We start from the raw sequence: 23,205 nt of genomic DNA, 5'->3' as shown, positions 1-23,205 counted from the left end.
ATAAGATTCAACCATCTAGAGTCAATTTGACTTGAACAATTAGATCGTTGTAATCCCAATCGCTGCCTGCTCCTGCTTGATCCTCAAAGCCAAATATATTATTGCCTAGTAAGCGGACATGATTGTTTTTGTCAGAATTTGCGCCTAAAAATGGACTGTAAACTGCTAAGTCGTTAGAATTACTACTTAAAATTGCTTCTATAGTATTACTTGCAATAATAAAAGGTACAAAAAGCGAACCTGATTCAAAACTGCCAGTGAAAGTGGCTTTACCTTGATTGTTCACCTTCAAGTCAATACCCTCAACACGAGAGCGAAGCATAGCTTTAATGTAGCCTGCATCCCCTGGACGGAAATCAATCTTACCATCGCGATCGCTATCAATACCTCCATTCTCATCATTTACTCTACAGAAGCCAACTAAGTTGTCATAAGCAGCTTCTCTGTTAATGATGAACTCTGCTTTTACCTTAGTTTTGGCTTCCCGTAAATCAATGAGTTCACCTTGATGCTTTCCTTGGAGGGCTATACCTAAAGGTATGTCTTGATTAGTTTCCTTAATCTTCACCACTAAATCGCTGCTGCCACTAGCTAAACCCTTCCAATTAAGAGAGAACCCTTCAGTTTCAGTGCTTTCCACTTTGACATTTGTAGCAGATGAAAAGACTACCTCCGACAAAGAAGTTTGTCCAGATAGCACTGCATCAGTGGTGCTGTTGCGTATCATATAGAATCTTAAGTTTGCACCTGAGTCGAATTCTAATAACCTTGGTAGGTCACCTGCATTAAAACCATCGGGTGCATTGGCAATAGCAGAGCAAACTACCTTTGCTCGCTTGAGCGCTACTTCTGCATAATCTGCTGCACCAGGAGCAATACCATCAATTGTACCTTGGGCATCGTCAACAATAAATACACCTATTTCATTGACTACTTTAGAAGTGCTACCTTCAATTTTGATTGAGAGTTTTGCTTTATCACCTTTAACTTTACTTTTGACAGTAAAAATATTCTCAGTAATATTTGTGAACTCAACCATCGTTGTGATTTGGTTATTTGCAGCCAATCCCAGTTCGCTGGCATTAATAGCCAATTCCTTCTCAAAGCCATCATTACCATCACCACTGATAGCGCTAAATATTAAGTCTGTAGGCGCAGAATTATAAAGCAGTAACGAGATGCTATCTAGATTACGATTCGTAGCTACTAAGTCAGGTTTGCCGTCACCATCTATGTCGCCCACAGCAACGTCAGCTAAAGATGTTTCAACTGGGAAATTAGTGGGAGTGCCAAAGCCACCACTACCATTGTTTAACAGCACTGAAAGGTTTTTGTTGTTAGCGTTTGCCAATACCAAGTCAAGTTTGCCGTCACCATCTATATCTTCCAAGACGGCGGAACTAGAACTTGTCCCAACTGTGAAATTAGTGGGAGTGCCAAAACCACCACTACCATTGTTTAACAGCACTGAGACATCGTTAGAAAGATAGCTTGCTACCACCAAGTCAAGTTTGCCATCAGTATTTATGTCTCCCAATACGATGTGATAAGGTATCATCCCAACTGTGAAGTTGGTAGGAGTGCCAAAGCCGCCACTACCATCGTTTAACAGCACTGAGACATTTTGGTTATTAGCATTCGCCACAATTAAGTCAAGTTTGCCATCACCGTCTATATCTCCCACTAGGGCGGTAGAAGGTCTCGTCCCAAGTGGGATGTTAGTCGGAGTGCTAAAACTACCATTGCCACCGTTCCATAACACTGAGACGTTGTAGTCATCAGCGTTTGCCACCACCAAATCAAGTTTGCCATCACCGTCTATGTCTCCCGCAGCGATGGAAGTAGGAGTTATCCCAACTGTGAAGTTGGTAGGAGTGCCAAAGCCGCCACTGCCATCGTTCCACAGCACTGAGATGTTATTATCATTAACGTTCACCACCGCCAAGTCAGGTTTGTTGTCACCATTTAAGTCTTCTGCGGTCAGGAAAACTGGATTGGTTCCGACTTGAAAGTTGGTGGGAGTGCCAAAGCCATCATTACCATCATTCAAAAGCACTGAGACATCGTTGGAAGTCAAGTTCGCTACCGCCAAGTCAAGTTTGGCATCACCGTCTAAGTCTTTGATTACGACATAAGCGGGATCTGAAGAGGGATTTGAACTCACTGGAAAGTTGTTAGCACTTGTAAATGATAGGCTCATGATTGTTCTAATTAAAAGTGTTTTGGCTTCCTCACACCTGTTTCTGTTTAGATCCCAAGATGGATAGCAAAAGTAAGACTCTTCATTGAAATCGTGAGGAAGAGACCATTTAGAGTATTTTGTAAAGCAGACATAATGCCTCAGTAAAAATACTATTAAGTATTTGCAGGAGCTTAAGGGTAATTACGCAAACAATTTGCTACAAATCTTCTACTTGGCTCAACCATGAACCAAAGCGATCGCTCACACGTTTATTTACTAAGCTAAAAGGAGCCAGCACATTGCGGAGCACACTGCGTTTGGTCGCCAGACTTGTACTCCAAAACAGAACCCGTTCCCCATCAGACGTAGCCTTTGCCTCAAGGGGAAGCAAGCTATAGAGAAGTTTAGGGTAGGAACTGTTAATCTGTGATTAATTACTTCTTCCTGTACCTCACTGAGTCAGAAAAGGCTATATCAACAAATTAAAAAAGAAAAGTACTTCTTAGAATGCCGATAGTAACTGGCTCGTTATTTGGTGTATGTCCAGGTTCCAAAATATGAATTATTCCTGGTGTGATACTAATATTATCTGTCAGTTGGAAACGATAAAATGCTTCGATATGAGTAGTCGTTCCTGGTTGGCCTCCAGCACGTCCTAAGCCTGTATTAACTGAGTCAGGAACATTGCTTCCTACGGGTAAGTTACTACTTGTAATTCTAGGAGGTTGCCCAACATAAATTCCGCCTAAATTACCTTTGGCAAATAAATCTGGGAAGTTGAGAAATGCCATGTAATTTGTTGTTTCCACATTTCCTGGTTGCCCAGGAATATAAGAATTAGTATAGCCACCCCATGCACCAATAGTCATACGAGGCGAAATTTGCCAGCTGATAGTGGCACCAACAGCATTAGTTTCTAGGGGTTCTGATTTCGCAGTTAAGCATTCATCACCCACGTAAGTCTTTAAACAGCCATCTGAAGCATAATTATTGACGTAATACAAACTTAAATCTACTGAATCAGTTGGTGTTAACAGTAATTGCACACCTGTAGTAGTAGTACCATCAAATAAACCTGTGCGTTTACCAGGATTACCGGGGATGTAACTAGAATAAATTGCCTGTAAGCTAGCACGTTTAGCAAACTGCCAATCTATAGCTATACCACCATGACCAAATCCTATATCTAAAATCGGATTTCGTTGGGCAAAGAAAGATAATGGTCCGGTAGCAGCACTTTCTACACGGTTTGGTCCTCGGAAAGCACTTGCCATACTCACGCCTTCGGTTCCTACCATCAGCGCTAAGTTGTCAGCAATTAACCAATGATAATTGAGATCACTGATAATAAACTGGTTATCTGTAGGATATTCATAGCCGAGATTTATATCATTGCGAGACACGCTATTGGTAAATCGAGGACCAGAGCTACCAATTCCATTTAAAAGAGCTGTAAATAAGTAACTACGAGGGGTAAATTGCGTAGTTAAAGATAGCTGGGTTAGGGACATTAAACCAATGTTGGTACCACCATCATTTGTGTCTTTGATACCATCTCTGGGATTAACATCACCACTATTGCTATTCCGTCCTTGCACACCAACTATTACTAATCCACTGAGTTTAGTTGTTGTAGAGAATTGCTTAGCTTCAAGTTCGGTAGTGCGAGCTTCTAAGCTATCAACTCGACCCCGCAATGTTGCTAATTCTGAAGCAAATTCTGATTGTAATTTTTGTAACTTCGCTAAATCTTCGCGGCTAACTAAATCACTTGTAGCTGTAGCGATTAACTCATTGACTCTATCTAGGCAAGCATTGACACCTGCGGCGAATTCATAGCGAGTCAAGGCGCGATTACCACGATAGCTGTTATCTGGATAACCTGCTATGCAACCATAGCGTTCTACTAAAGATTGCAAGGCTTGAAACGCCCAATCTGTAGGCTGCACGTCTTTTAATTGAGATACCGATGTGACTTGTGACATCGGTTCGGCTTCTTCTAAGTAAGATTGATTTGTAGAGGATGGAAAGCTATAGTTTTGTGCGGTTGCTTTTTGTACAAATCCGTTGACGCTCGCAATGATTAACCATCCGAGCATCCAAGCTCTACTCTTACTGTGGTTAATTATTTTAATTTTCAATTTATTTTACTCAATATCATATATATAAGCCATGAGTGTATGTAAAATTATCTATTAATAGCATTAGTATAATTACGTATTTTATAATAAACTAGATTAAAAAAAATCTGGGCAATATCTAACAAGCGCGAGTATAAAAGATAAATTAACTAGCCCAAATATACTCTCTGGATAGAGTGAAAATTAGCATGGCAAATCGGTTGCGAAAGCTGACGGCAAAGCCCTTAGGGCAAAATCAGCCTCGTGCAAGTAGGATCAAACATCTCTTTAAAAAACCCCAGAACAATACTCAACTGGGAAATTTGCTAACATCAACGCTAGCGATCGCGGCATTGTTGAGCAGTGTGGGTTTACTTATAACTTTTGCCTGGATCAGCATTCTATTTATATTCAATCCAGAACAAATTATTTGGCTAAATAAATTTTTACCAGAATGGGCACAAATTTCCGTCGGTAATTACGGTGAGCGTCCTCAGACCTTTAAACAAATACAAAACAGCCTCAGTAAACAAAAACGTATAGCTGGGAAAACCCTAGCTTTGGAGCAAGATAAAGAAAACTCTTTTTTACTGCCAGTTTTGCAACAGCGACCTAATTGTCAGTTTGATTGTCAAGTAGTTGTAGAACTAAGGGTTTATCAGCAAGCCAAAGACTTGGAATTCCAATCCCAGACAGAAAAATATTACCGTCTTGTGGCGCAATTACCCATCACCGGGCCAGAAGAATCCTTTGTGTTGGCTGCTTCTGATGAGACTAAACTAGAAAACTCAGAAAACAGCATTCCTTTACCATTAGATGAAGTCAAGCGCTTTGATGGTGAGACACCATCATCAGGTTTTTGGTTTGATTTACAAGGTAAACTCCAACAAGGAACTGGTGCGATCGCCTACGGTCACATTGTCTACTACAATCCACAACGCAGTAAACTCCAACAGATGTTGTCGTGGAAAAGTCCCAATGGACAAGTGCCTAAATGGCAGCAGGTAACTGGTAGTACTGTTAAAGAATTAGTCATCGATCAAACAGTAGGTTTAGAACCACAGTTACGCATTTACCAAGTCAAAGCTATTAAGTTATTCCTCAACCCGATTCAACTAGAAGAAATTTCTCTGAAAACACCAGTCCTCAAAGATACTGCTTACCAAAATGCTTTGTTACTTGCCCGTAGTGGACTGTGGACACCAGCCTTCGAGTGGTTGAAATCTTTTCAGAAACAACGAAAAGAGGTGCTTCCGGAAGCGGCACAGGCGCAAATTGATTTGATTGGCTTACACTCCCAACTAACCAAAACCCAAGCTGATAAGGTTTGGGCAATTCCAAGTCAACAGGTACTAGCAGATTTGATTGATGGTCGCTGGGCGAAAGCTTTAGAGGTATTTGAAGCTTCTTCGGAGAATGTCCTAGAAATTGCCACTCTACTACAAATGGATGGGGGACGGTTGTGGAATCGTACCACAACAGCATTGCGAGTTAACCCAAATAGACCGGAGGTACAAGCTTGGGGAGCATTGATTTTAGCTGTTCAACGAGGGGAAGAACGGGCAATTTCTTGGTTGGAGGCACAACCAAAAATTACGCCAGATACTCTTACCCGGATTCAGGATCTATTAGTACGCCTTAGTAATGAAGGAGTCAGACCTAAAATCATTTCTGGTCACCCAAGCCGAATTTTAGGTTCAGTGCAACCCCTCACTCAAGTAATCAGCAGTGATTGGCTCAGACCAAACCCAAAAGCAGACTTCCAACTGATGGATAACGAAATTTGGTATCAGGTAGAGGTGAGTGCATTTAATGACGGTAAACGCTGGCTCAATTTCCCTTTTGGAAGTTTGCAGCTACCTAACACTTCTCCTGCCAAATTTATCTGGGAAACATTGGGCATCAATTCTGACCCAGGAATTTTACTTGTGGTTTGGTTGCCAAATGGAGAACAACAAATAACTACCGCCACAATTAAAGGGGTGAAATTACAAGGGGGGGGTTTGCGGTTACTAGTTGCCGGACAAAAAATTGCTAATAATCAAAATAATCTTCTCCAACCCCAGCCTTTAGCCTTGACAGATGCTGCCTTAGAATGGGTACAACCTTCTCCCATCACTCTGGAAGAACTATATCAACAAGATCCAGCCAGAGTAACGGCAATGCTGCCGACTGTGTGGCAGACTTTACAACAATCTGGTCACATTCCCAATGGCGCTAGGCCTAACTTGGCACAGATGCTACAAGCACTAGGCTATTGGCCTGTACAAGTAATGAATTTAACAAATAATTCTCAAACAGAAACTGTACTAACTATCTCAGCAGAAGCAATAGCATCTTTGAAGCAATCGCTTTATGGAGAACAGAAGCAGGAAGAAAATTTATTCCGTCCCCGTACCCTGATCTTGTCTGATAGCGGTAAAGTACTTTATACTGATTTTCAAAGAAATTCCGAGCAAGCACTGACAGCGATCGCCAAGCTTTCAGATGGACAGTCTCTAGCTTTGTTAGTAGAGAATGGCGATAAGTATAGCCTCAAGCGTTGGTCACAAAAAAATCAGCGCTTTGAATAGCAGTTTCTTAACTATGGCGATCGCTCTGTGGTTTGGGTTTTCGATTGTGTTTGGTGTATTGCCCCAATTAGCTACTACTAGCAGCATAGACAAGGGACAAATTTAACAATCCAAAACCCTAACAAAATTTCTAGACTTCTTGTTCTTGACTATTGCTAGACAGGCGTTGCTGCTTGAGATTCTGCAACTGCATGAGCAAAGAGTCTATCTCTGCTTGCAAGTGCATAAATTTAACTTGCTGATCGTCTTGGTAATAAGACTTGTTTAACTTGCTTGCCCAGGCAGCTTGGGACACGCGATCGGAAACACTAGATGAACAGGTAGACATAGTTAACTAGATCCACAACTCAACTCACACCATTAGAGATATTATAATAATGTAGTTTTAAGCTTTGTTAAAAGATTGTATATTTTACATCATTTACTCTAATAGGTTTTTAGATTTGTGATAAGAGACTCAAATTGTGATGACTGTGTTCCAGAGAAAACATCACACCTGCGATCCTTTTGTGACAAAACTTCTGGCAAAGCTGCCTGGGAAAATGGTAAATAAAAGTTATAGGTAAAACGCCTGCACCATCAGAAATTTCTTTCTGCTTGTAATGAGACTGTCTCGTGGTGCAAGATATCTACCCCTGGTATTTTTCTGTTTGTACTAAAAATTTGTATAAATAACCGTGACTGTAAGCCTGTCTGTTGCTAAATCTCATCGCCAACCCTGGCCCGGACTGATAGAAGCCTATCGTGAGTACTTGCCTGTCAGCGAAAAAACGCCGGTTGTCACCCTGTTGGAGGGTAACACGCCTCTAATCCCAGCGCCGGCGCTCGCTGAAATTATCGGCAGACAAGTGCGTGTTTTTGTCAAATACGACGGTCTTAACCCCACTGGTAGCTTCAAAGACCGGGGAATGACAATGGCAATTTCCAAGGCTAAAGAAGCAGGGGCGAAGGCAGTGATTTGTGCCAGTACAGGCAACACCTCAGCAGCAGCAGCAGCTTACGCTAGGCGTGGGGGAATGAGTGCCTTTGTGCTAATTCCTGATGGTTATGTGGCGCTAGGTAAGTTGGCGCAGGCTTTACTTTATGGGGCTGAGGTACTGGCTGTAAAAGGTAATTTTGACCGCGCCTTAGAAATCGTCCGCGAGATGGCGCAAACCTATCCGATCACTTTGGTGAATTCGGTAAATCCTTACCGCTTAGAAGGGCAGAAAACAGCTGCGTTTGAAATTGTTGATGTGTTGGGTAATGCTCCAGACTGGCTGTGTATCCCAGTAGGTAACGCGGGTAATATCTCAGCATACTGGATGGGATTTTGCCAATATCATCAAGCCGGGAAATGCGATCGCTTACCCAAGGTGATGGGATTTCAAGCAGCAGGCGCGGCCCCCTTAGTACACGGTCAGCCAGTACAGCATCCAGAAACCTTGGCAACAGCTATTCGCATTGGCAATCCGGCGAGTTGGGAAAAAGCGATCGCTGTTAAATCAGCTAGTCAAGGAAACTTCCACGCCGTCACCGATGCCGAAATTCTCGATGCTTACCGATTATTGGCATCATCTGAAGGCATATTTTGTGAGCCTGCCAGTGCTGCTTCTGTAGCAGGGCTGTTGCAGGTGAAAGACCAAATTCCTACAGGAGCAACAGTAGTTTGCGTCCTCACTGGCAATGGTCTAAAAGACCCAGATACAGCCATTAAACACAGTCACAGTCAATTTAAACAGGGTATTGAGGCAGAACTGGGAGCAGTAGCCGAGGCGATGGGATTTTAAAAATTCAAAATTTTGCAACAAGAAGGTACTTAGATAAACCAACACAGACACATAGGGAGGCAAAGACGCGGGGAAAATTGATTAAACAACATCTTCCTCCGCGTCTTCCTGTATCTGGCTTCTGAAACGTTCCCGCGTCGGGTGCGGCTTCTCAAAGAGTCGGTTGCGTATCATGTTCGAGAGCAACTCGCTCCCGCGTCCAGCCATCAATAGCATCACCCAAAGCGGTAGTTAAGTTGTCGCGGGTTTGGGCGTGGTTGTCTTGCTCAGTTTTCAAAGCTTGTAACAGGCGATCGCGTTCTTTGATGGCTGTAACTAATTTAGTTTTCAACTCTTCCACAGACTGGAGTTGTTCAATTTCCTGTTGGATAGCCGTTACTGCTGTGGCATCAGGAAGTGCCTGTGTATCCAAACCTTGAACTTTTTGCAATTCTGCTTTTAGAGATGCGATCGCTTGTTGAGATAGCTGAGTATCGGTGCGGCGTTGCTCTGCCTCTGTGTTATAGAGTTTACGCCACTTCTCCGCGCTTTCCCAAGCTGCGTCGCGATCGCGCCCAATTGCTATCATCTGCTGTTTGAGGGACTGGATTTCAGTCAACCATTGTGTTGTTAAGTCTTGACTCATAGAGATTGTTGGTTAGTTAATAGTCAATAGTCATTGCTCAATAGTCAATAGTCAATAGGCATTGGGCATTGCTCTTGCTTCCTACTCCCTTGCTGCTCTCATATCAGTATTATTTTGGTAAAAAATGTAAAAATAAATAAAGTGCTGAGTACTGGAAATTTGGCAAATTATTTGAATCAGCACTCAGAACACCACAGTCATGTACCAGCCTCGTTTTGTCCGCTTCTTTCGCCATCTCAACTGGCGCACCCTCAAGAAAACTGTTGCTAGGACAATCGAAAGACGACTTTTGGGACTTGCTTCAGAAATTGCTTTCAACGCCATGTTGTCTTTATTTCCAGCAATTCTGGCTTTCTTCACAGCCATTGGCTTATTTGCAGAATCCTTACAATACACCTTTAAACAACTAGCGGCGCAGATCAGTCAAATTGCACCGGAAGCAGCACTAGTTATAATTCGGGATTTTGCCACAACAGAAATCGCTCATTCCAAAAATAGCGGTTTGTTTTCTCTGAGCTTTGCGATCGCAATTTGGACTGCTTCGGGTGCGGTAAGTACTGCGATGACAGCGCTAGATCAAATTCATCAAATTCCCCCCGAAAACATGCGTCCCTTTTGGAAAGCTAAACTAGTTTCTCTGGGACTAACAGTCGGTACTATGTTGCTTTTAGTATTGGCTTCATTTTTAGTGTTTATCAGCGACCTAATATTGGCAATAGTGGTGCTGGAAAATTATTCTTTGGTATTCTTGTTAGATCTTTGGCGACTATTACGCTGGCCTGTAGCTTTAAGTATTGTTGCTCTTGCCTTTAGCTTTGTTTATCGCTATGGTCCAAGCGTGTGGAATTCAGGTACACCAATGATGCCAGGAGCCAGTTTAGCTGCTGTTTTTTGGGCCATTTTGTCTGGGTTGTTTCGCCTTTATGTGGCTAATTTTGGTAACTACAATAAAGTATATGGTGCTGTGGGGGCTGTGATTGTGCTAATGCTTTGGCTGTGGATGAGTGCCTTTGTTCTCCTCGTGGGCGATCAATTAAACGTTACAGTCGGTGAAGATATGCGTTCCCGCAGGCAACCAAATCTTCTTAAACAAAATTAATTAATATACAGCAGTAAAATACTTAACTATTCAACTTCAAAAAGCGATCGCACTCATGCCTGATTCTCCTTCTCGATATCCCATTATTGAACCTGATGCTAAGGCTCCTACCTTAAAGCGGCTGCGTCAGATCAGTAGGCTGATGGATAATGTGATTACTGTTCCCGGAACCCAGGTTAGTGTTGGTCTAGATCCAATTTTAGGATTGTTACCTATAGGCGGTGATGTTGTAGGAGTCATCCTTTCTGGTTACATTGTTGTAGAAGCAGCGCGATTAGGTGCATCTAGAGCTACTCTCGGCAGAATGGTATTTAATATCATCATTGATGGTTTGGTAGGCTCTATCCCCATGCTGGGAGACTTGTTTGATTTTGCTTGGAAAGCTAATACTCTTAATATTCAACTATTAGAAAATCACTTACAGTCTCCCATCCCAACTAAAAAAGCAGATAAGTGGTTTATCTTAGCGCTTGTAGCTGGATTGTTGCTTATTGCCATTGTCTTAGTTATATTGCCTATGATAATAATTAGATGGCTGTGGCAAGCTTTAAGTGGTAGTTAAATAATTGATTGATAATGGAATGAAAGATTGGTGGCAAGCGACTTTTCCTCAAGGGCGACAAAGTGTAATTATTACTGATACTCAAGGTTATCCTGTACAAATTGCTTATGGTGAAAAAGGTACAGGTAAACCGCTAATTTTATTACATGGCATGGGTACTTGGAGCTACAATTGGCGTCATAGTATCGCTCCATTATCTAAATATTGCCGGGTAATTTCTTTTGATGCCAAAGGCTACGGATTTTCAGAAAAACCTTTGACAAGGCGAGAAGATAGCGGTCATCAAATTGTTGAACTAGCACGAATAATTCAGGAATTATGTGATGAACCGCCTGTAATTGTTGCAGAATCTTTAGGAGGATTAATTGCCCTTTCTCTTGCTCAACAATATCCCGGCTTAGTAGGGCGTTTAGTAGTCGTTAATGTACCGATTTTTGCTGAAAAATTACCGCATTGGGCGATGTGGGTGCTTGCTCAAACGCCGCTAGAAATAATCGGAACAATTGACTCTTTGCGTTTGGCATATTTGTTTGCACCTCTATTTAGAGAAGTTATGGCAATCGAAAGGCGTCGGGTGCTATTCGATCCATCAATGCTAACCCAAGAAGATATCTATTGGATAACTTACCCTTTTATTGAAATTCCTGGTACTCTCGTAAAAGTTGCTGAAGAGTTACAAATAGCAGCACGAGAAATTGAGCATTGGCAAAGTCAGAAACCAAATTTGCTTAGTAAAATTCAAAATAAATTAAACGCTATTCAATGCCCTACACTAATTTTATGGGGTGCGCAAGATAGTTGGTTTCCTGTAACTCATGGAGAAAAATTGCATAAATCTATCCCCAATGCGAAATTGCAAATTTTGCCTAACTGCTGTCACGATGCAGCAGCTGGTTCTTCAAAAGATGTAAATACAGCGATTGTTGAGTTTCTTAGGGATACAAATTTCTTGTAACTAGAAATTATATATAAATCAAATATAAGGAACCACAGATGAACACAGATAAACACCGATATTTATCTGTGTACCATACGGGAAGCCACTTCGTGTGTACATATATGGTTTGATATCAAAAATATCTACTTGAGGCAATGCTTCAGTTTATTTAGTTTTACTTTTAACTCAACCGATAGTTACGCCTGAATCTAACTAAAGATTGAAATATCAGTAACCTCCAGTTGATAGTATGGAAAAATCTTGGAGGTTTTTATGCAAAGTCCAGACTTCCTCAATTCACTAGCAGGGTTTGAGGAGGTTGAACATACAGCTGATTGGGCTTATCGTGTATGGGGACAAAATCTAGCAGAGTTATTTATCCAGGCGGCAAATGGACTTTATGCGATCGCATCTGTCCAGCGAGGAGCCAATTCTCCAGTTAGCCGTAATATTCAACTCCACGGCGTAGACTACGAAAGTCTACTAGTTGCTTGGTTAAATGAACTTTTGTATCTGCACGAAAGCGAAGGCTTGGGGTTTAACCAATTTGAAATCCTGCATCTGGATCGGCACAATTTACAAGCAAAAGTTAGTGGTGCACCAGTTAAAAACTGGAATAAGTTAATCAAGGCAGTAACTTATAACAATCTGGCAATTCAGACTACAGAAAAAGGTCTGGAAGCTACTTTAGTGTTGGATGTTTGATAACTAACTAAGCTAATACGTATATAAAACTGTCATTAATCATTAGTCCTTTATAAACACAAATGACCAATGACAAAGGACAGCCTTGACGAGTCAATATACAGTCTAAATGCGTCACAACTTAAGAGCTTTTTGCCCCTTAAGACATCAGACAATTAGCAATTTCTAAAGCCAGAGGAGTCTATGTTTAATAAAAGAGATTTCCGGCGGATTGAGGATTATTTGTGGGAAATTCCTACTTCCTACCATCCAAATATGAAAGTTCCTGTCTGGATTTTTGCCGATCAAAAGCTCCTAGAGGATGCCTTGGGAGATTTATCGGTTCAACAGGCGATTAATGTTGCCATGTTACCTGGTTTAGTGGGTCATGTAGTTGTCATGCCCGATGTCCACCAAGGCTATGGAATGCCTATCGGTGGGGTGATGGCAGCCAAAGTACCTGGTGGCATTATCTCCCCGGGAGCAATTGGCTATGACATCAACTGTGGTGTACGCGTTTTAGCATCGACACTTGAGTATAAGACTGCTAAATCCCAACTGAGTAATTTAGCAACTACCCTGTACCGTAACTGTCCTAGTGGTGTAGGAGAAAAGGGCAATGTCCGATTAACTACAGCAGAATTAGATCAAGTTTGTCGTGAAGGTGCAGGTTGGGCACTGGCTGAAAGTTATGCCGAACCAGAAGATTTGGAATATACAGAAGAATTTGGTTGTTTGAAAGGCGCAGATCCAGAACGTGTCAGCAAACGAGCTAAAGAGCGAGCCAGAGGACAGCTAGGTACTTTGGGTGCCGGTAATCATTTTCTCGAAGTGGATGTAGTAGAACAAGTTTACGACTCAGAAGCAGGCGATGTCATGGGCTTACATGAAGGTTGTCTGGCTGTGCAGATTCATAGTGGTTCGCGCGGTTTTGGGCATCAAATTTGCACAGATTATGTGCAAGATTTTCAATTTGCAGTCATCAGCTATGGAATAGATTTGCCAGATCGAGAACTAGTTTGCGCCCCTATTGAATCTCCTGAAGGACAAGCTTATCTGGCGGCGATGAAGTCAGCTGCTAACTATGCCTTTACTAACCGTCAGGTTTTAGCATCGCATACACGCCGCAGCTTTCAGGAAGTATTTGGTAAACAAAACTCGAATTTGCGCCAAGTCTATGACATCGCTCACAATATGGGCAAAATTGAAACTCACGAAATTGAAGGCGAACAGATGACAGTATGTGTTCACCGCAAAGGAGCGACTAGAGCCTTTGGGCCTGGGTTTGCTGATTTACCTGCTGACTATCGTGCTTTGGGTCAACCTGTCTTGGTTCCTGGTTCGATGGGTACGCAAAGCTGGATTTTGCTTGGAACTGAAAGAAGCGATCGCCTTTCTTTTGGCTCTAGTTGTCACGGCGCGGGGCGAGTTATGAGTCGCGCTAAGGCGAAGCGGGAACTCAAAGGCGATCGCTTGCGTGGAGAACTTGAACAAGAAGGCATCAATATCCGGGCTGGTTCGATGTCTGGTTTAGCTGAGGAAGCACCACAGGCTTACAAAGATGTTAGCCGTGTTGTTAATGTTGTCCACAATGCTGGTATTGCCCGTAAGGTGGCTCGGCTTAGACCTGTAGCTGTGATCAAAGGATGATACTCACCCATAAGCCGAGGGGTCTAGTTGCTAGCAACTAAACCCCTCAGGTCTGCGATTCAATTTGATCCAATTTTTCCTCCATGACGAATGTGAGTTTATTGGTCTCGCTCTCTTAGCCAGAACCTCTCATAGTCGTTTCTTCCTAAGATCCTGGTTTGGCATGACTCTTAACCAAACACTTGTGTTAAGGGTGTCGCCACTTCCTCCTATTTGAGAAGTTCTTTGTGATTCCAACTATATATTACCATAACTTTTTACAACTGTATAGTAATTTTGAGATTTTCAGCTATTAGAAATAATCTCTTTTGTTCAGTCTTATTAAATATTTTTTCTGCCCTCTGCCTTCCGTCTTCTGCCTCTATATAATTACTTTTATTAAGAAAAACTACAATTTTTCAAGCTTAACAAACAAATCTTTTTGTCTTTGATAAGCTGAAGACATCAAGTATAAATACCGTACTGTAAAACTTTTCAAACGCTTGCCTGGAATACAATACAAGCTACAGATTGATTAGTGTATTTTTTCAAATTAGCCTTAAAAACCTGAATTTGAAAAAATATTTTACTCTTCCCATAGCTTAAGCTTAAACCAAGAGTGTTTGGTTTAATTGAGTTTGTGTTATTTAAGATAAATCTTTTGTATTGATTGACGCTCGGTTGCAGATTATATAGCTATCCGAGTAGTTAAAGAGATTTTGTTTGCTAACTAATGTTGACCTCGCTAATTTAGTTTTTACCCATCTCTAATTAAGATGATTTGAAAACATAAAAGCTAGGTGAAAATATGCCAATATTTTGATTATTTTTGCCATTCGACCACAAAAATAACAACCATACTGCCGAAATCAAGAGATATCAAGATTGCCAGAGGAGTTTGTGATGGAAATCTTCGATTATGTGATTTTAGGAGCTGGATTAGGTGGACTGTCAGCCGCAGCCTGTTTAACTAAGCAAGGATACCGGGTAGTAGTTCTGGAGAAACATTACTTACCGGGAGGCTGCTGTCACACCTTTGATTATGGTGAATACAGCTTTTGTGCTGATGTGCATTATATTTCTCAATGTGGTCCTGGTAAGACCATAGACCAATTTCTCAATTACATTGAACGGAATGTAGTCTTTAATAGCCTCGATCCAGGCTGCATCGACCGCGTTATTACACCAGAGGCGGATTTCCAAATTCCCTTGGGATGGGAAAATTTGCGTACAGCTTTGCTCTCTAGCTTTCCAGAAGAACAGCAAGCGATCAACCGCTACTGTGATGAGATTAAGCAACTCCGTCAAGAAATTCGGAGCTTGGTGCGAGAAGTGCGTTGGTTCGATCGCAAGTGGTCTGATTGGTTGAAGTTACCAAAATATTGGAATCTATTTTGGAAGCGGAGTTGGACTCTACAAGATTTGTATAACTACGTGGGATTGTCGCCCAAACTACAAGCAGTGCTGGCGGGGCAAAGTGGTGACTATGCGCTACCACCCGAAGAAATTGCGCTCATCACCCACACTTCCCTAGTTTGGGACTACTCAGAAGGAGCGTACTATCCAAAATATCACTTTAGACACTTTGTTGACACGATTACTGAAGCAATTACCTCTGGTGGAGGCGTAATTAAATACTCAACGCCTGTTGAACATATTCAAGTTAGTCACAACAGTATTCACAGCGTTATTGCCAATGGTAAAACTTATAGCGCTAGTAAAGCTTACATCAGTGACCTCGACCCCAAATTAACAGTGGAGTTGATGCATGATTCTGAAGCCTTGAGCCGTAAGGAACATCAGCGCTTAACTGGCTACGAATACTCAGCTAGTGCTTTCAATATTTACCTGGGTTTAGATAGTCGCTTTGAGCCGGAACGCTACGGTATTGGTAACTGGAATATTTGGTACTATCCCACAGGTGACCTCAACAGAGAATATCAACAACAATTAGCCGGAGACTTTAGCCGCCCGTGGATTTTCCTCTCTTGTCCAACCATGAAGACTCAGGAACCAGGAATAGGACCACGCGGGCATCATGTTCTGGAGATTGCTACCATCTGTCCCTACGAACCATTTGAATACCTGCACAAACACGACCCGAAAGCCTATAAAGCGAAAAAGCGGGAAGTTTATCAGCAGATTATGACCAGTGTGCGAGATTTGATTCCAGATGTAGACAATTATGCACGGATGAAACTTTACGGCACACCGACCACCAGTGAATTTTATCTGGGACAACCCCAAGGAAATATTTACGGCGCGAAGTTGGTGCCCAAACAGGTGGGCTTAGATCGCCTAGGATATACAACGGAATTCCCCAATCTTTTCATGGTGGGAGCGAGTGCCGGCTACCCCAGCGTACCTGGTGTAATTGGCAATGGTATGGATGTGGTGGAAATCCTTACAGGACAAGCGGTGCGGCAAAGACAAGAAGCACCAAAGCCGTTGGTAGCGGCTGGGTAAGGGACTTCCAAATAAATAATTATCCCATCGCTTTTGAAGCTGGGGTAGCTGGGGAGGCTGGGGGAGAAAGAATCTGATCGTCGTCTTCGCGTCTCAAAATTGGATAATTTAATTTCTGGAAATCCCTAAGTCTGATGGTGATTAGAGGTTATTTATGGACAACAAGGTAGTTCAAATAATGTTTGTTTGAGAAGCGATCGCTCCTGTTTTTCTACCCAAAGAAGTATGATTCCCTCTCTGTAGAATGTAGTGCAAGCTCTACCAAAAGTTTACTATGTAACCACTGAGATGAATTTACATAGTAGAACAACACACCGCTGGCAACAAATTGCTCACTATCTGCCTCAATAGAGCGTTAATCAAAGGACGGCCTATTTATGAAACTACCTCAAATGATTGTTACAACAGTCGCGGCAATTGCTTTTGGCTACCTCGGCTCCCAATACTTTCATAAAAATGTTATGTATGCCATAGGTGGGGGAATGGTTGCACTTGGTGCTGGAGCATATCTTGCACCGTCTAAGTCTCAAGAAAAGCCAATCTCTACACAAACGAACCAGTCAGTGTGAAAAGCAAACGATGGCAACGTACTTTAGCTAAAAACCCTTTAAAAGGCTAACAAAACTCTAAGTGCTATGTATATTACGTAAGTGTGCCGTACCACTACAAATTTAAGATTTACTCGATCAATCAGCTTTAACAATTCACAATCGCAACGGCATATGCGCTGAGATATTATGCAGACTTTTAAAGCGTGGGTTTCCCAAACAGTAACAAAGACAAAAAGAAATCCATCATAAAAATTGTCACCCAGGTAGTCACAACTGCTGTTGTTGCTGACTCTCCTACTTCCTTGGCTCCACCTCTGGTAGTTAGCCCCCAACTACAGCCATTGATAGCAACTATAGCTCCAAAAATAAACCCTTTCAGCAAAATAATCCACAAATCTGAGGGTTCTAAAAAACTTCTGACTGACTCTAAAAATGCCTCTGGAGTAATTTGATAAAACTGTGAGGCGGCAAAAATTCCACCAAGGATGCCTGTAACTAAACCAAAAATTGTCAATAATGGTGTCATCAAGCAGCAAGCAATGACTCTCGGAAGTACTAAATAATCAATAGGATCGGTTCTGAGCATATGCAGTGCATCAATCTGGTCTGTGACTCGCATTGCACCTATCTCGGCTGCAAACGCTGAACCTACTTGGCCGGCAATAATGCTAGCCGACAATATGGGGGCTAATTCTCTGCAAAAAGCTAAGGCAAAGGCCCCACCTACAGCACTCTCAGCCCCAAATTGCACTAATTCTCTGGCTGTTTGAATAGTGAAAATCATCCCAGCAAAACCACTGACAAGAAGAACTGGAGGCAGAGAAGCTGGTCCAGCAGTTACCATGTGTTCCAGGATTTTACGGTGATAAGTTTTTCCTTGGAGTAAATGCAGCAAAACCTGACCCAAGAGCAGCATTACAGAAAAACAACGTGAAACCGAAAATTGGTTTATATTTTTTCTATGTTGTACTTTTACTACCATCTAGTCATCCCTCAAAATAATTATTAAAAATTCGCTAGACTTAAAACTTGCTTAAAGAACGAGATTGAGGGAGAAAGATTGACTGTATGCATTCAAAACAATGAAATAACAAAGGCATGTAGTAATTGCTGAGGACGCTAAAAGAATATCCCATTCTAGTTGGTTGCGGAAATTTTGGATATACCCATTTTTAATCAGGGCGATCGCTGGCTATCAGTTTGCTTCTCGCTTACGGAAATAGAATAGAAATAAACACTAAAAAATGAACCAGGTAGATTACCTCAGGATTAGTTTGATCGACCGCTGCAATTTCCGGTGTCAATACTGTATGCCGGAAGGTGCAGAAGTAGACTATATTCTCAAGCAACAACTTCTGAGTGATGAGGAACTCCTCACCCTGATTCAAGAGGTATTTATCCCTGTAGGTTTTACCCGGTTTCGTTTGACTGGTGGGGAACCGTTACTGCGTCCCCATGTAGTGGAATTAGTCGGGGCGATCGCGTCTTTTCCCCAAACCCAAGACTTGTCAATGACAACCAACGGGTTTTTACTAGCCCCCATCGCCCAAAATCTCTACGATGCTGGGTTGCGGCGCATCAATATTAGCCTGGACTCTTTGGAACCAGATACATTTGAGCAAATTATCGGTAATCGCGGTCGTGGGCGATGGACGCAAGTCTGGGATGGAATTCAAGCTGCCTATCGCGTCGGCTTCGACCCCCTGAAGCTGAATGTAGTGGTGATTCCTGGGGTGAACGATCATGAAGTGCTCGATTTGGCTGCTTTAAGTCTTGACCGCAACTGGCACATCCGATTTATTGAGTTTATGCCGATTGGTAACGGACAATTATTTGGCGATCGCGGTTGGATTTCTTCAGCACAATTACGTCAACAAATCCGCGATCGTTGGGGATTGACAGAATCCCAAGTTCGTGGTGCTGGTCCCGCAGATGTGTTTCAGATTCCGGGAGCCAAGGGAACACTGGGATTCATCAGTCAGATGTCGGAGTGTTTTTGCGATCGCTGTAACCGGATGCGTTTGAGTGCAGACGGTTGGCTACGTCCTTGTCTATTGAATGAAACTGGTCAAATTGATTTAAAAACTGCTCTTAGGGCTGGTATCAGCACCGCACAATTGCAAGAGCAGGTGAGATCTTTGCTGGCAATGAAGCCAGAAATTAATTTTAAACAGCGTGAATCTGGCACTGCGGGTACATATACCCGTACTATGTCGCAAATTGGCGGGTAGTCAATAGTAATTTGTCATTTGTCCTTTGCAAATGACTAAGGACAAATGACTAAGGACTAATGACTATTACGCTTGTCGTGAGTAGTATTCCACCACGAGCAGTTCGTTAACTTGTAGAGCCACCCATTCCCGCTCAATAACAGCGTTGACTTTACCAACCAGCTTGGTTTTATCAAACTCCAGATGACTGGGTAGGTTAGCTAGTCCAGGATATTGTAGGTTGGCTTCTACCAACTTACGCGATGCTTCTTTATCCTTGACAGCGATGACTTCACCAGGACGGCACTGATAGCTAGCAATATTAACTACACGTCCATTCACTGTGATATGACCATGATTCACTAGTTGCCGCGCTGCGGGAATAGTCGGAGCTAAACCCAAGCGGAAAACTGTATTATCTAGGCGCATTTCTAGCAGTTGCAACAGCACTTGTCCGGTAGAACCAGTCACACGTCTGGCTTTACGGACATAGCGTAGCAGTTGCTTTTCGGTCAGACCATAGTTTAAGCGCAGCTTTTGCTTTTCTTCCAGACGGATAGCATACTCAGAACGCTTTTTGCGGTTCTGACCATGTTGACCAGGTGGATAAGCGCGTCTAGCGCTTTTACGAGTTAATCCTGGTAAGTCGCCCAAGCGACGGACAATTCTGAGGCGAGGCCCTCTATATCGGGACATGTGTTTCCTTAATCTAATCCTGTTTCAACTTTACCCAGACATTCCATTATAAATACCTGGAAAACAGAATTTCCAGAAATTATCGATTTCATCATCAGAATTTTGTGCTAATGCCAATAGGCAATCGCAATTAAAAAACTTTTATTACTTTACATGAAAAGGGGACAAGGAGAAAAAAGCAGGGGAGAAAGGAGGGCAGGGAGAGGAAGAAAGAACTAATGACAAATGACCATTGACTATTGACTGTTAACCTTGTTGAATTTTGAATTGCTGAGTTATCCTCGACTATGCAACTAAAATTCCCTAGATGGAGAAGATTGGTTGCACTTATTGAGTTAGCATAGCCTTGGGTGTTTGGAGAACGGCAATGTTAAGGAGCAAAAATCGATGAGCAAAAAAGGCGGTTCTGACTACAGAATGTTGTCGGCTAAAACAGTAAAGGTGACCGCGCCAGTTTTAGCGATCGCAGGATGGTTGGCAACGATGGTTCCCAGTATGGCTATCACCGCCTCCTACAGCAGCAATGATTACCGTGCCTGTGCTGGTCAGCTATTGCGCGTCAATGTTAATGCGAACTCTGCATCACAAGCTTGTGCAGGGGCACTCCGTCCACGAGATTTGTCTTCCTGTGTAGTTTCAATTAGCAGGCAGACACAAATCAGCGCTGTAGATGCTCTTACTACCTGTCGACAAGCAAGACGTCCTGAAGATTTAGCTAGTTGTGTAATTGGGATTAGCCTCTATCCTAATAAAGAGGCAGCTAACCCAGCAATTTTAAATTACTGCGGTCGGAGTTTGTTGCCTGTCCGCTTTGGTCAATGTGTGGTAGGTTTACGTAGTGAAATTAAGTTTGCTCTCGCTCAGGCATTAGATACTTGTATCAGTGGCAGTGACACAGTTAGCACCTTTACACCTTCGGCTCTACCTCAAGTTCAAGGACCTACAGAATTTCGCCCTACTTTTGAAACGGCCCCAATTCCTACACAACCAGGTAGTAATTGAAGCTCATAGAGGCAATAGCCGTTAGGATTTTTGTTGCACCGAAGAAAGACAAGGGGGACAAGGAAGATAAACAATTCATAATTTTAAATTATGACTCTTGAACGCCACTTGCTCTACTTGGGGACCCAGCCGCGTGCGAGGGTTCCTCCCCGTTGAGCGGACTGGCGTGCGACCCCAAGCCGCAGTGGCTCCCCTTGACCCTTGAGTGTTGACCTGAGTTATCAGTCTTCTTTTTTGCCAAACACCAACTGTAAAATCATTGGTATGCCACCTTCTTGGTGATATCTATCTGCCCAAGCGCGGATAACTTCATCCAACTCTTCCATAGCCTGGTCTAAGCGCTCTGGAGGAATGTCAAGTTCCTCTAAGGCTCGCATGGAATTTGGTCGCCGTTCTGCCCAATCTTTCATCAGCCGAAAATACCGAGCGGTATCTTCCACCATGATATAGGTACGCTCTTGATCGTCTGCCGGCGCATAAAAAGGACGGGTAAGAGCGTAGAAAGGCATACCCCACGGAGAATCAATGCGCGTCACCGTGCCAGAGTAGAGTAGACGGCGCTTGATATGCTCCGCTAAAGCTTCACTTAAAGGCATCTGGTGCTGGGTTGGCATGTCCTCCTGCGATCGCTTGTGCAAAAATTCAATTAATTCTAAAAACTCAAAAGATGTAATTAACTGGGCATCAGGCAGATTACTTGGTAGTTTCTGCTCAATTTGCCTTTTTTCCTCGCTTGTCAGACTTGTGCCAGGAATGCGCGATTTCCCCGGACGCCAAGGAAATTTTTCCATCCAAACATAAGGCAATTGAATCAAGTAGCGAGGCTCCTGAGAACCCAGCATTTTCAGCAATTTACCTTCAGTCAGGGCCTGTCTGACTTCCTCCACAATGATTTTGACCCGTTTCGGCTCCAAGTGGTGCAAATGCCCTGTCATTCGCAAGTTTTGACCTTGCTCTAGATAGGTCATGTAAATTGCACATTTGGCAGCCGTAGCCGCTGCATCTAAAAATGCCCCATGCCTGTGCCCACTGGTCCGCATGGCACTAAAAGCCAGATAAAGCATGATCTGATCCATCGCACTGGGGCTGAGACGTTTGATCAGATCTATGTCGTTACTCATATAACAGACAGTTAAATAGCACGTTTACAAATTTATTAACCGTAGGAAAGTAAGTAGTATACACCCGACTGAAGGCGATATTTTCACTTCAGATTATTTATTATGCTTCAACTATGAGGTTGTTGGTAGTCAAAATTATGAATTTCCGGGTAATTTCTGGCACACATATCAAAAAAAGTGTTTTTGCTGTAATTTATCTACTACATAACCGTAATATTACTGCAAGTATTTACACTTATGCTCCTATTCACAGCTTAAAAGGATGGGATACTGATAAAGCTAGACTCTCATATGCTGTGCCGAAAAGCTCTTATATACTTAGATAATATTTACATATAGTTTTGTATAATTTTATACTTGATTTATAAAAAGAGATTTAAAAGGATTTAGTGAAACCAAAAAACTATATGGTAAATGTAATTAGCTACTACTAAAATCTACCGGGTAATGTATTGGGGAGAAACATCGATCTCACTACTCAACGATAAAATTTTGAGTTGTAGACTGAGAACTTAAACTTACCATTTATAAAAGTGAGACATTTTTATCCCCAATCACTCAATCGGCAACTTGGTCGCTTTTATCTACGACTGATTTTTGAATTGATGCCAAATTATAGACCTTTAACAAAGCCGAACAGTTCGATTCAAACTACTTTGTTAAATTTTTGGTATGTTATTAAATAATAGCATTCCTTTGTGCTTAATAGGGATCTAGTAATGTCTTTTTAAGATATTTGTGTTTGATATTTGATTTTTTTATAGAAAAAGTAAAATCAACTTTTATTGATATTTGTGTCCCTGCCCCTAGTCACCTGCTACCTATTAGGATCAACATTAAAGTGAAATGGTATTACTCGTAGAGGTGAATACAGGAATCCGATTTGATTTTTGAAATGATACATAGGGGAGCCACTGCGTTGGTAAGGCAGTCCGATCTTGCGGGTTTCCCGCAGAAGGAACTGCCGAAAGGGTTCCCC

Annotated in this window: 19 protein-coding genes; 11 read left to right on the top strand and 8 right to left on the bottom strand. The window is 42.3% G+C overall.

Annotated elements, in window-relative coordinates; translation table 11 throughout:
- Nucleotides 1–7: 7 nt before the first annotated feature.
- From BV372_RS23865 to BV372_RS23860, 3 genes are all read right to left on the bottom strand, one after another.
- Nucleotides 8–2,200, bottom strand: a complete 2,193-nt coding sequence (locus BV372_RS23865; protein ID WP_086688984.1) for an FG-GAP-like repeat-containing protein — start codon at nt 2,198–2,200, stop codon at nt 8–10.
- 199 nt (nt 2,201–2,399) lie between these two features.
- On the bottom strand, nt 2,400–2,573 hold the full coding sequence (locus BV372_RS36610; protein WP_179198208.1) for a hypothetical protein: 174 nt from the start codon (nt 2,571–2,573) through the stop codon (nt 2,400–2,402).
- A 91-nt stretch (nt 2,574–2,664) separates the two neighbouring features.
- On the bottom strand, nt 2,665–4,281 hold the full coding sequence (locus BV372_RS23860) for an iron uptake porin (protein ID WP_086688983.1): 1,617 nt from the start codon (nt 4,279–4,281) through the stop codon (nt 2,665–2,667).
- Between the two features lie 230 nt (nt 4,282–4,511).
- On the opposite strand from BV372_RS23860, the gene BV372_RS23855 reads away from it, so the two are divergent.
- Nucleotides 4,512–6,875 (top strand): hypothetical protein, encoded by a 2,364-nt coding sequence (locus BV372_RS23855; protein WP_179198207.1) that lies wholly within the window; start codon nt 4,512–4,514, stop codon nt 6,873–6,875.
- A 130-nt stretch (nt 6,876–7,005) separates the two neighbouring features.
- Here the strand turns inward: BV372_RS23855 and BV372_RS23850 are convergent, their stop codons facing one another.
- Complete coding sequence (locus BV372_RS23850) at nt 7,006–7,203, bottom strand: hypothetical protein (protein ID WP_086688982.1); 198 nt, start codon at nt 7,201–7,203, stop codon at nt 7,006–7,008.
- Between the two features lie 349 nt (nt 7,204–7,552).
- Here BV372_RS23850 and thrC point away from each other — a divergent pair, with 349 nt between their 5' ends.
- Complete coding sequence (gene thrC / locus BV372_RS23845) at nt 7,553–8,644, top strand: threonine synthase (RefSeq protein WP_086688981.1); 1,092 nt, start codon at nt 7,553–7,555, stop codon at nt 8,642–8,644.
- 151 nt (nt 8,645–8,795) lie between these two features.
- Here thrC and BV372_RS23840 read toward each other — a convergent pair whose 3' ends face one another.
- Nucleotides 8,796–9,269 carry a hypothetical protein gene (locus BV372_RS23840; protein WP_086688980.1) on the bottom strand — a complete coding sequence of 158 codons (474 nt, stop codon included), beginning with the start codon at nt 9,267–9,269 and terminating at the stop codon, nt 8,796–8,798.
- A gap of 199 nt (nt 9,270–9,468) precedes the next feature.
- Between BV372_RS23840 and BV372_RS23835 the strand changes: the two genes are divergently transcribed.
- The 7 genes from BV372_RS23835 to BV372_RS23805 all read left to right on the top strand — a co-directional run bounded on the left by BV372_RS23835 (nt 9,469) and on the right by BV372_RS23805 (nt 17,215).
- On the top strand, nt 9,469–10,368 hold the full coding sequence (locus tag BV372_RS23835; protein WP_086688979.1) for a YihY/virulence factor BrkB family protein: 900 nt from the start codon (nt 9,469–9,471) through the stop codon (nt 10,366–10,368).
- Between the two features lie 55 nt (nt 10,369–10,423).
- A complete protein-coding gene (locus tag BV372_RS23830; RefSeq protein ID WP_086688978.1) occupies nt 10,424–10,930 on the top strand; it encodes a DUF4112 domain-containing protein in 507 nt (168 codons plus the stop codon).
- Nucleotides 10,931–10,949: 19 nt separating this feature from the next.
- Entirely contained in the window at nt 10,950–11,885 is a 936-nt protein-coding gene (locus tag BV372_RS23825; RefSeq protein ID WP_086688977.1) for an alpha/beta fold hydrolase, read from the top strand.
- A 255-nt stretch (nt 11,886–12,140) separates the two neighbouring features.
- On the top strand, nt 12,141–12,572 hold the full coding sequence (locus BV372_RS23820; RefSeq protein WP_086688976.1) for an archease: 432 nt from the start codon (nt 12,141–12,143) through the stop codon (nt 12,570–12,572).
- A gap of 183 nt (nt 12,573–12,755) precedes the next feature.
- Nucleotides 12,756–14,201 (top strand): RtcB family protein, encoded by a 1,446-nt coding sequence (locus tag BV372_RS23815; protein WP_086688975.1) that lies wholly within the window; start codon nt 12,756–12,758, stop codon nt 14,199–14,201.
- Nucleotides 14,202–15,083: 882 nt separating this feature from the next.
- Nucleotides 15,084–16,646 (top strand): NAD(P)/FAD-dependent oxidoreductase, encoded by a 1,563-nt coding sequence (locus tag BV372_RS23810; RefSeq protein WP_086688974.1) that lies wholly within the window; start codon nt 15,084–15,086, stop codon nt 16,644–16,646.
- Between the two features lie 377 nt (nt 16,647–17,023).
- Entirely contained in the window at nt 17,024–17,215 is a 192-nt protein-coding gene (locus BV372_RS23805) for a hypothetical protein (protein ID WP_086688973.1), read from the top strand.
- Between the two features lie 178 nt (nt 17,216–17,393).
- Here the strand turns inward: BV372_RS23805 and BV372_RS23800 are convergent, their stop codons facing one another.
- Nucleotides 17,394–18,179: an ABC transporter permease gene (locus BV372_RS23800; RefSeq protein ID WP_086688972.1), complete on the bottom strand. Its 786-nt coding sequence runs from the start codon at nt 18,177–18,179 to the stop codon at nt 17,394–17,396.
- 262 nt (nt 18,180–18,441) lie between these two features.
- Between BV372_RS23800 and moaA the strand changes: the two genes are divergently transcribed.
- Entirely contained in the window at nt 18,442–19,428 is a 987-nt protein-coding gene (moaA, locus tag BV372_RS23795; protein ID WP_086688971.1) for a GTP 3',8-cyclase MoaA, read from the top strand.
- A gap of 66 nt (nt 19,429–19,494) precedes the next feature.
- Here moaA and rpsD read toward each other — a convergent pair whose 3' ends face one another.
- Nucleotides 19,495–20,103: a 30S ribosomal protein S4 gene (gene rpsD, locus BV372_RS23790; protein WP_086688970.1), complete on the bottom strand. Its 609-nt coding sequence runs from the start codon at nt 20,101–20,103 to the stop codon at nt 19,495–19,497.
- Nucleotides 20,104–20,490: 387 nt separating this feature from the next.
- Between rpsD and BV372_RS23785 the strand changes: the two genes are divergently transcribed.
- Entirely contained in the window at nt 20,491–21,105 is a 615-nt protein-coding gene (locus BV372_RS23785; RefSeq protein ID WP_086688969.1) for a hypothetical protein, read from the top strand.
- Nucleotides 21,106–21,326: 221 nt separating this feature from the next.
- Here BV372_RS23785 and hetR read toward each other — a convergent pair whose 3' ends face one another.
- The gene (hetR, locus tag BV372_RS23780; protein WP_086688968.1) at nt 21,327–22,226 is read right to left on the bottom strand and encodes a heterocyst differentiation master regulator HetR; all 900 of its coding nucleotides are present in this window, start codon (nt 22,224–22,226) and stop codon (nt 21,327–21,329) included.
- Between the last annotated feature and the right edge of the window lie 979 nt (nt 22,227–23,205).

Source organism: Nostoc sp. T09 (assembly GCF_002154695.1).
Classification (GTDB): Bacteria; Cyanobacteriota; Cyanobacteriia; order Cyanobacteriales; family Nostocaceae; genus Aulosira.
The sequence above is the reverse complement of the archived record's forward strand: the minus strand, read 5'-3'. Positions and strand labels throughout refer to the sequence as shown.

Coding starts and splice junctions, on each gene's coding strand:
- BV372_RS23825 (WP_086688977.1), top strand. CDS start 10,950: ATGAAAGATTGGTGGCAAGCGACTTTTCCTCAAGGGCGACAAAGTGTA.
- BV372_RS23800 (WP_086688972.1), bottom strand. CDS start 18,179: ATGGTAGTAAAAGTACAACATAGAAAAAATATAAACCAATTTTCGGTT.
- hetR (WP_086688968.1), bottom strand. CDS start 22,226: ATGAGTAACGACATAGATCTGATCAAACGTCTCAGCCCCAGTGCGATG.
- BV372_RS23850 (WP_086688982.1), bottom strand. CDS start 7,203: ATGTCTACCTGTTCATCTAGTGTTTCCGATCGCGTGTCCCAAGCTGCC.
- BV372_RS23855 (WP_179198207.1), top strand. CDS start 4,512: ATGGCAAATCGGTTGCGAAAGCTGACGGCAAAGCCCTTAGGGCAAAAT.
- BV372_RS23830 (WP_086688978.1), top strand. CDS start 10,424: ATGCCTGATTCTCCTTCTCGATATCCCATTATTGAACCTGATGCTAAG.
- BV372_RS23805 (WP_086688973.1), top strand. CDS start 17,024: ATGAAACTACCTCAAATGATTGTTACAACAGTCGCGGCAATTGCTTTT.
- BV372_RS23815 (WP_086688975.1), top strand. CDS start 12,756: ATGTTTAATAAAAGAGATTTCCGGCGGATTGAGGATTATTTGTGGGAA.
- BV372_RS23840 (WP_086688980.1), bottom strand. CDS start 9,269: ATGAGTCAAGACTTAACAACACAATGGTTGACTGAAATCCAGTCCCTC.
- BV372_RS23865 (WP_086688984.1), bottom strand. CDS start 2,200: ATGAGCCTATCATTTACAAGTGCTAACAACTTTCCAGTGAGTTCAAAT.
- BV372_RS23810 (WP_086688974.1), top strand. CDS start 15,084: ATGGAAATCTTCGATTATGTGATTTTAGGAGCTGGATTAGGTGGACTG.
- BV372_RS23860 (WP_086688983.1), bottom strand. CDS start 4,281: ATGCTCGGATGGTTAATCATTGCGAGCGTCAACGGATTTGTACAAAAA.
- rpsD (WP_086688970.1), bottom strand. CDS start 20,103: ATGTCCCGATATAGAGGGCCTCGCCTCAGAATTGTCCGTCGCTTGGGC.
- BV372_RS23820 (WP_086688976.1), top strand. CDS start 12,141: ATGCAAAGTCCAGACTTCCTCAATTCACTAGCAGGGTTTGAGGAGGTT.
- BV372_RS23785 (WP_086688969.1), top strand. CDS start 20,491: ATGAGCAAAAAAGGCGGTTCTGACTACAGAATGTTGTCGGCTAAAACA.
- moaA (WP_086688971.1), top strand. CDS start 18,442: ATGAACCAGGTAGATTACCTCAGGATTAGTTTGATCGACCGCTGCAAT.
- BV372_RS23835 (WP_086688979.1), top strand. CDS start 9,469: ATGTACCAGCCTCGTTTTGTCCGCTTCTTTCGCCATCTCAACTGGCGC.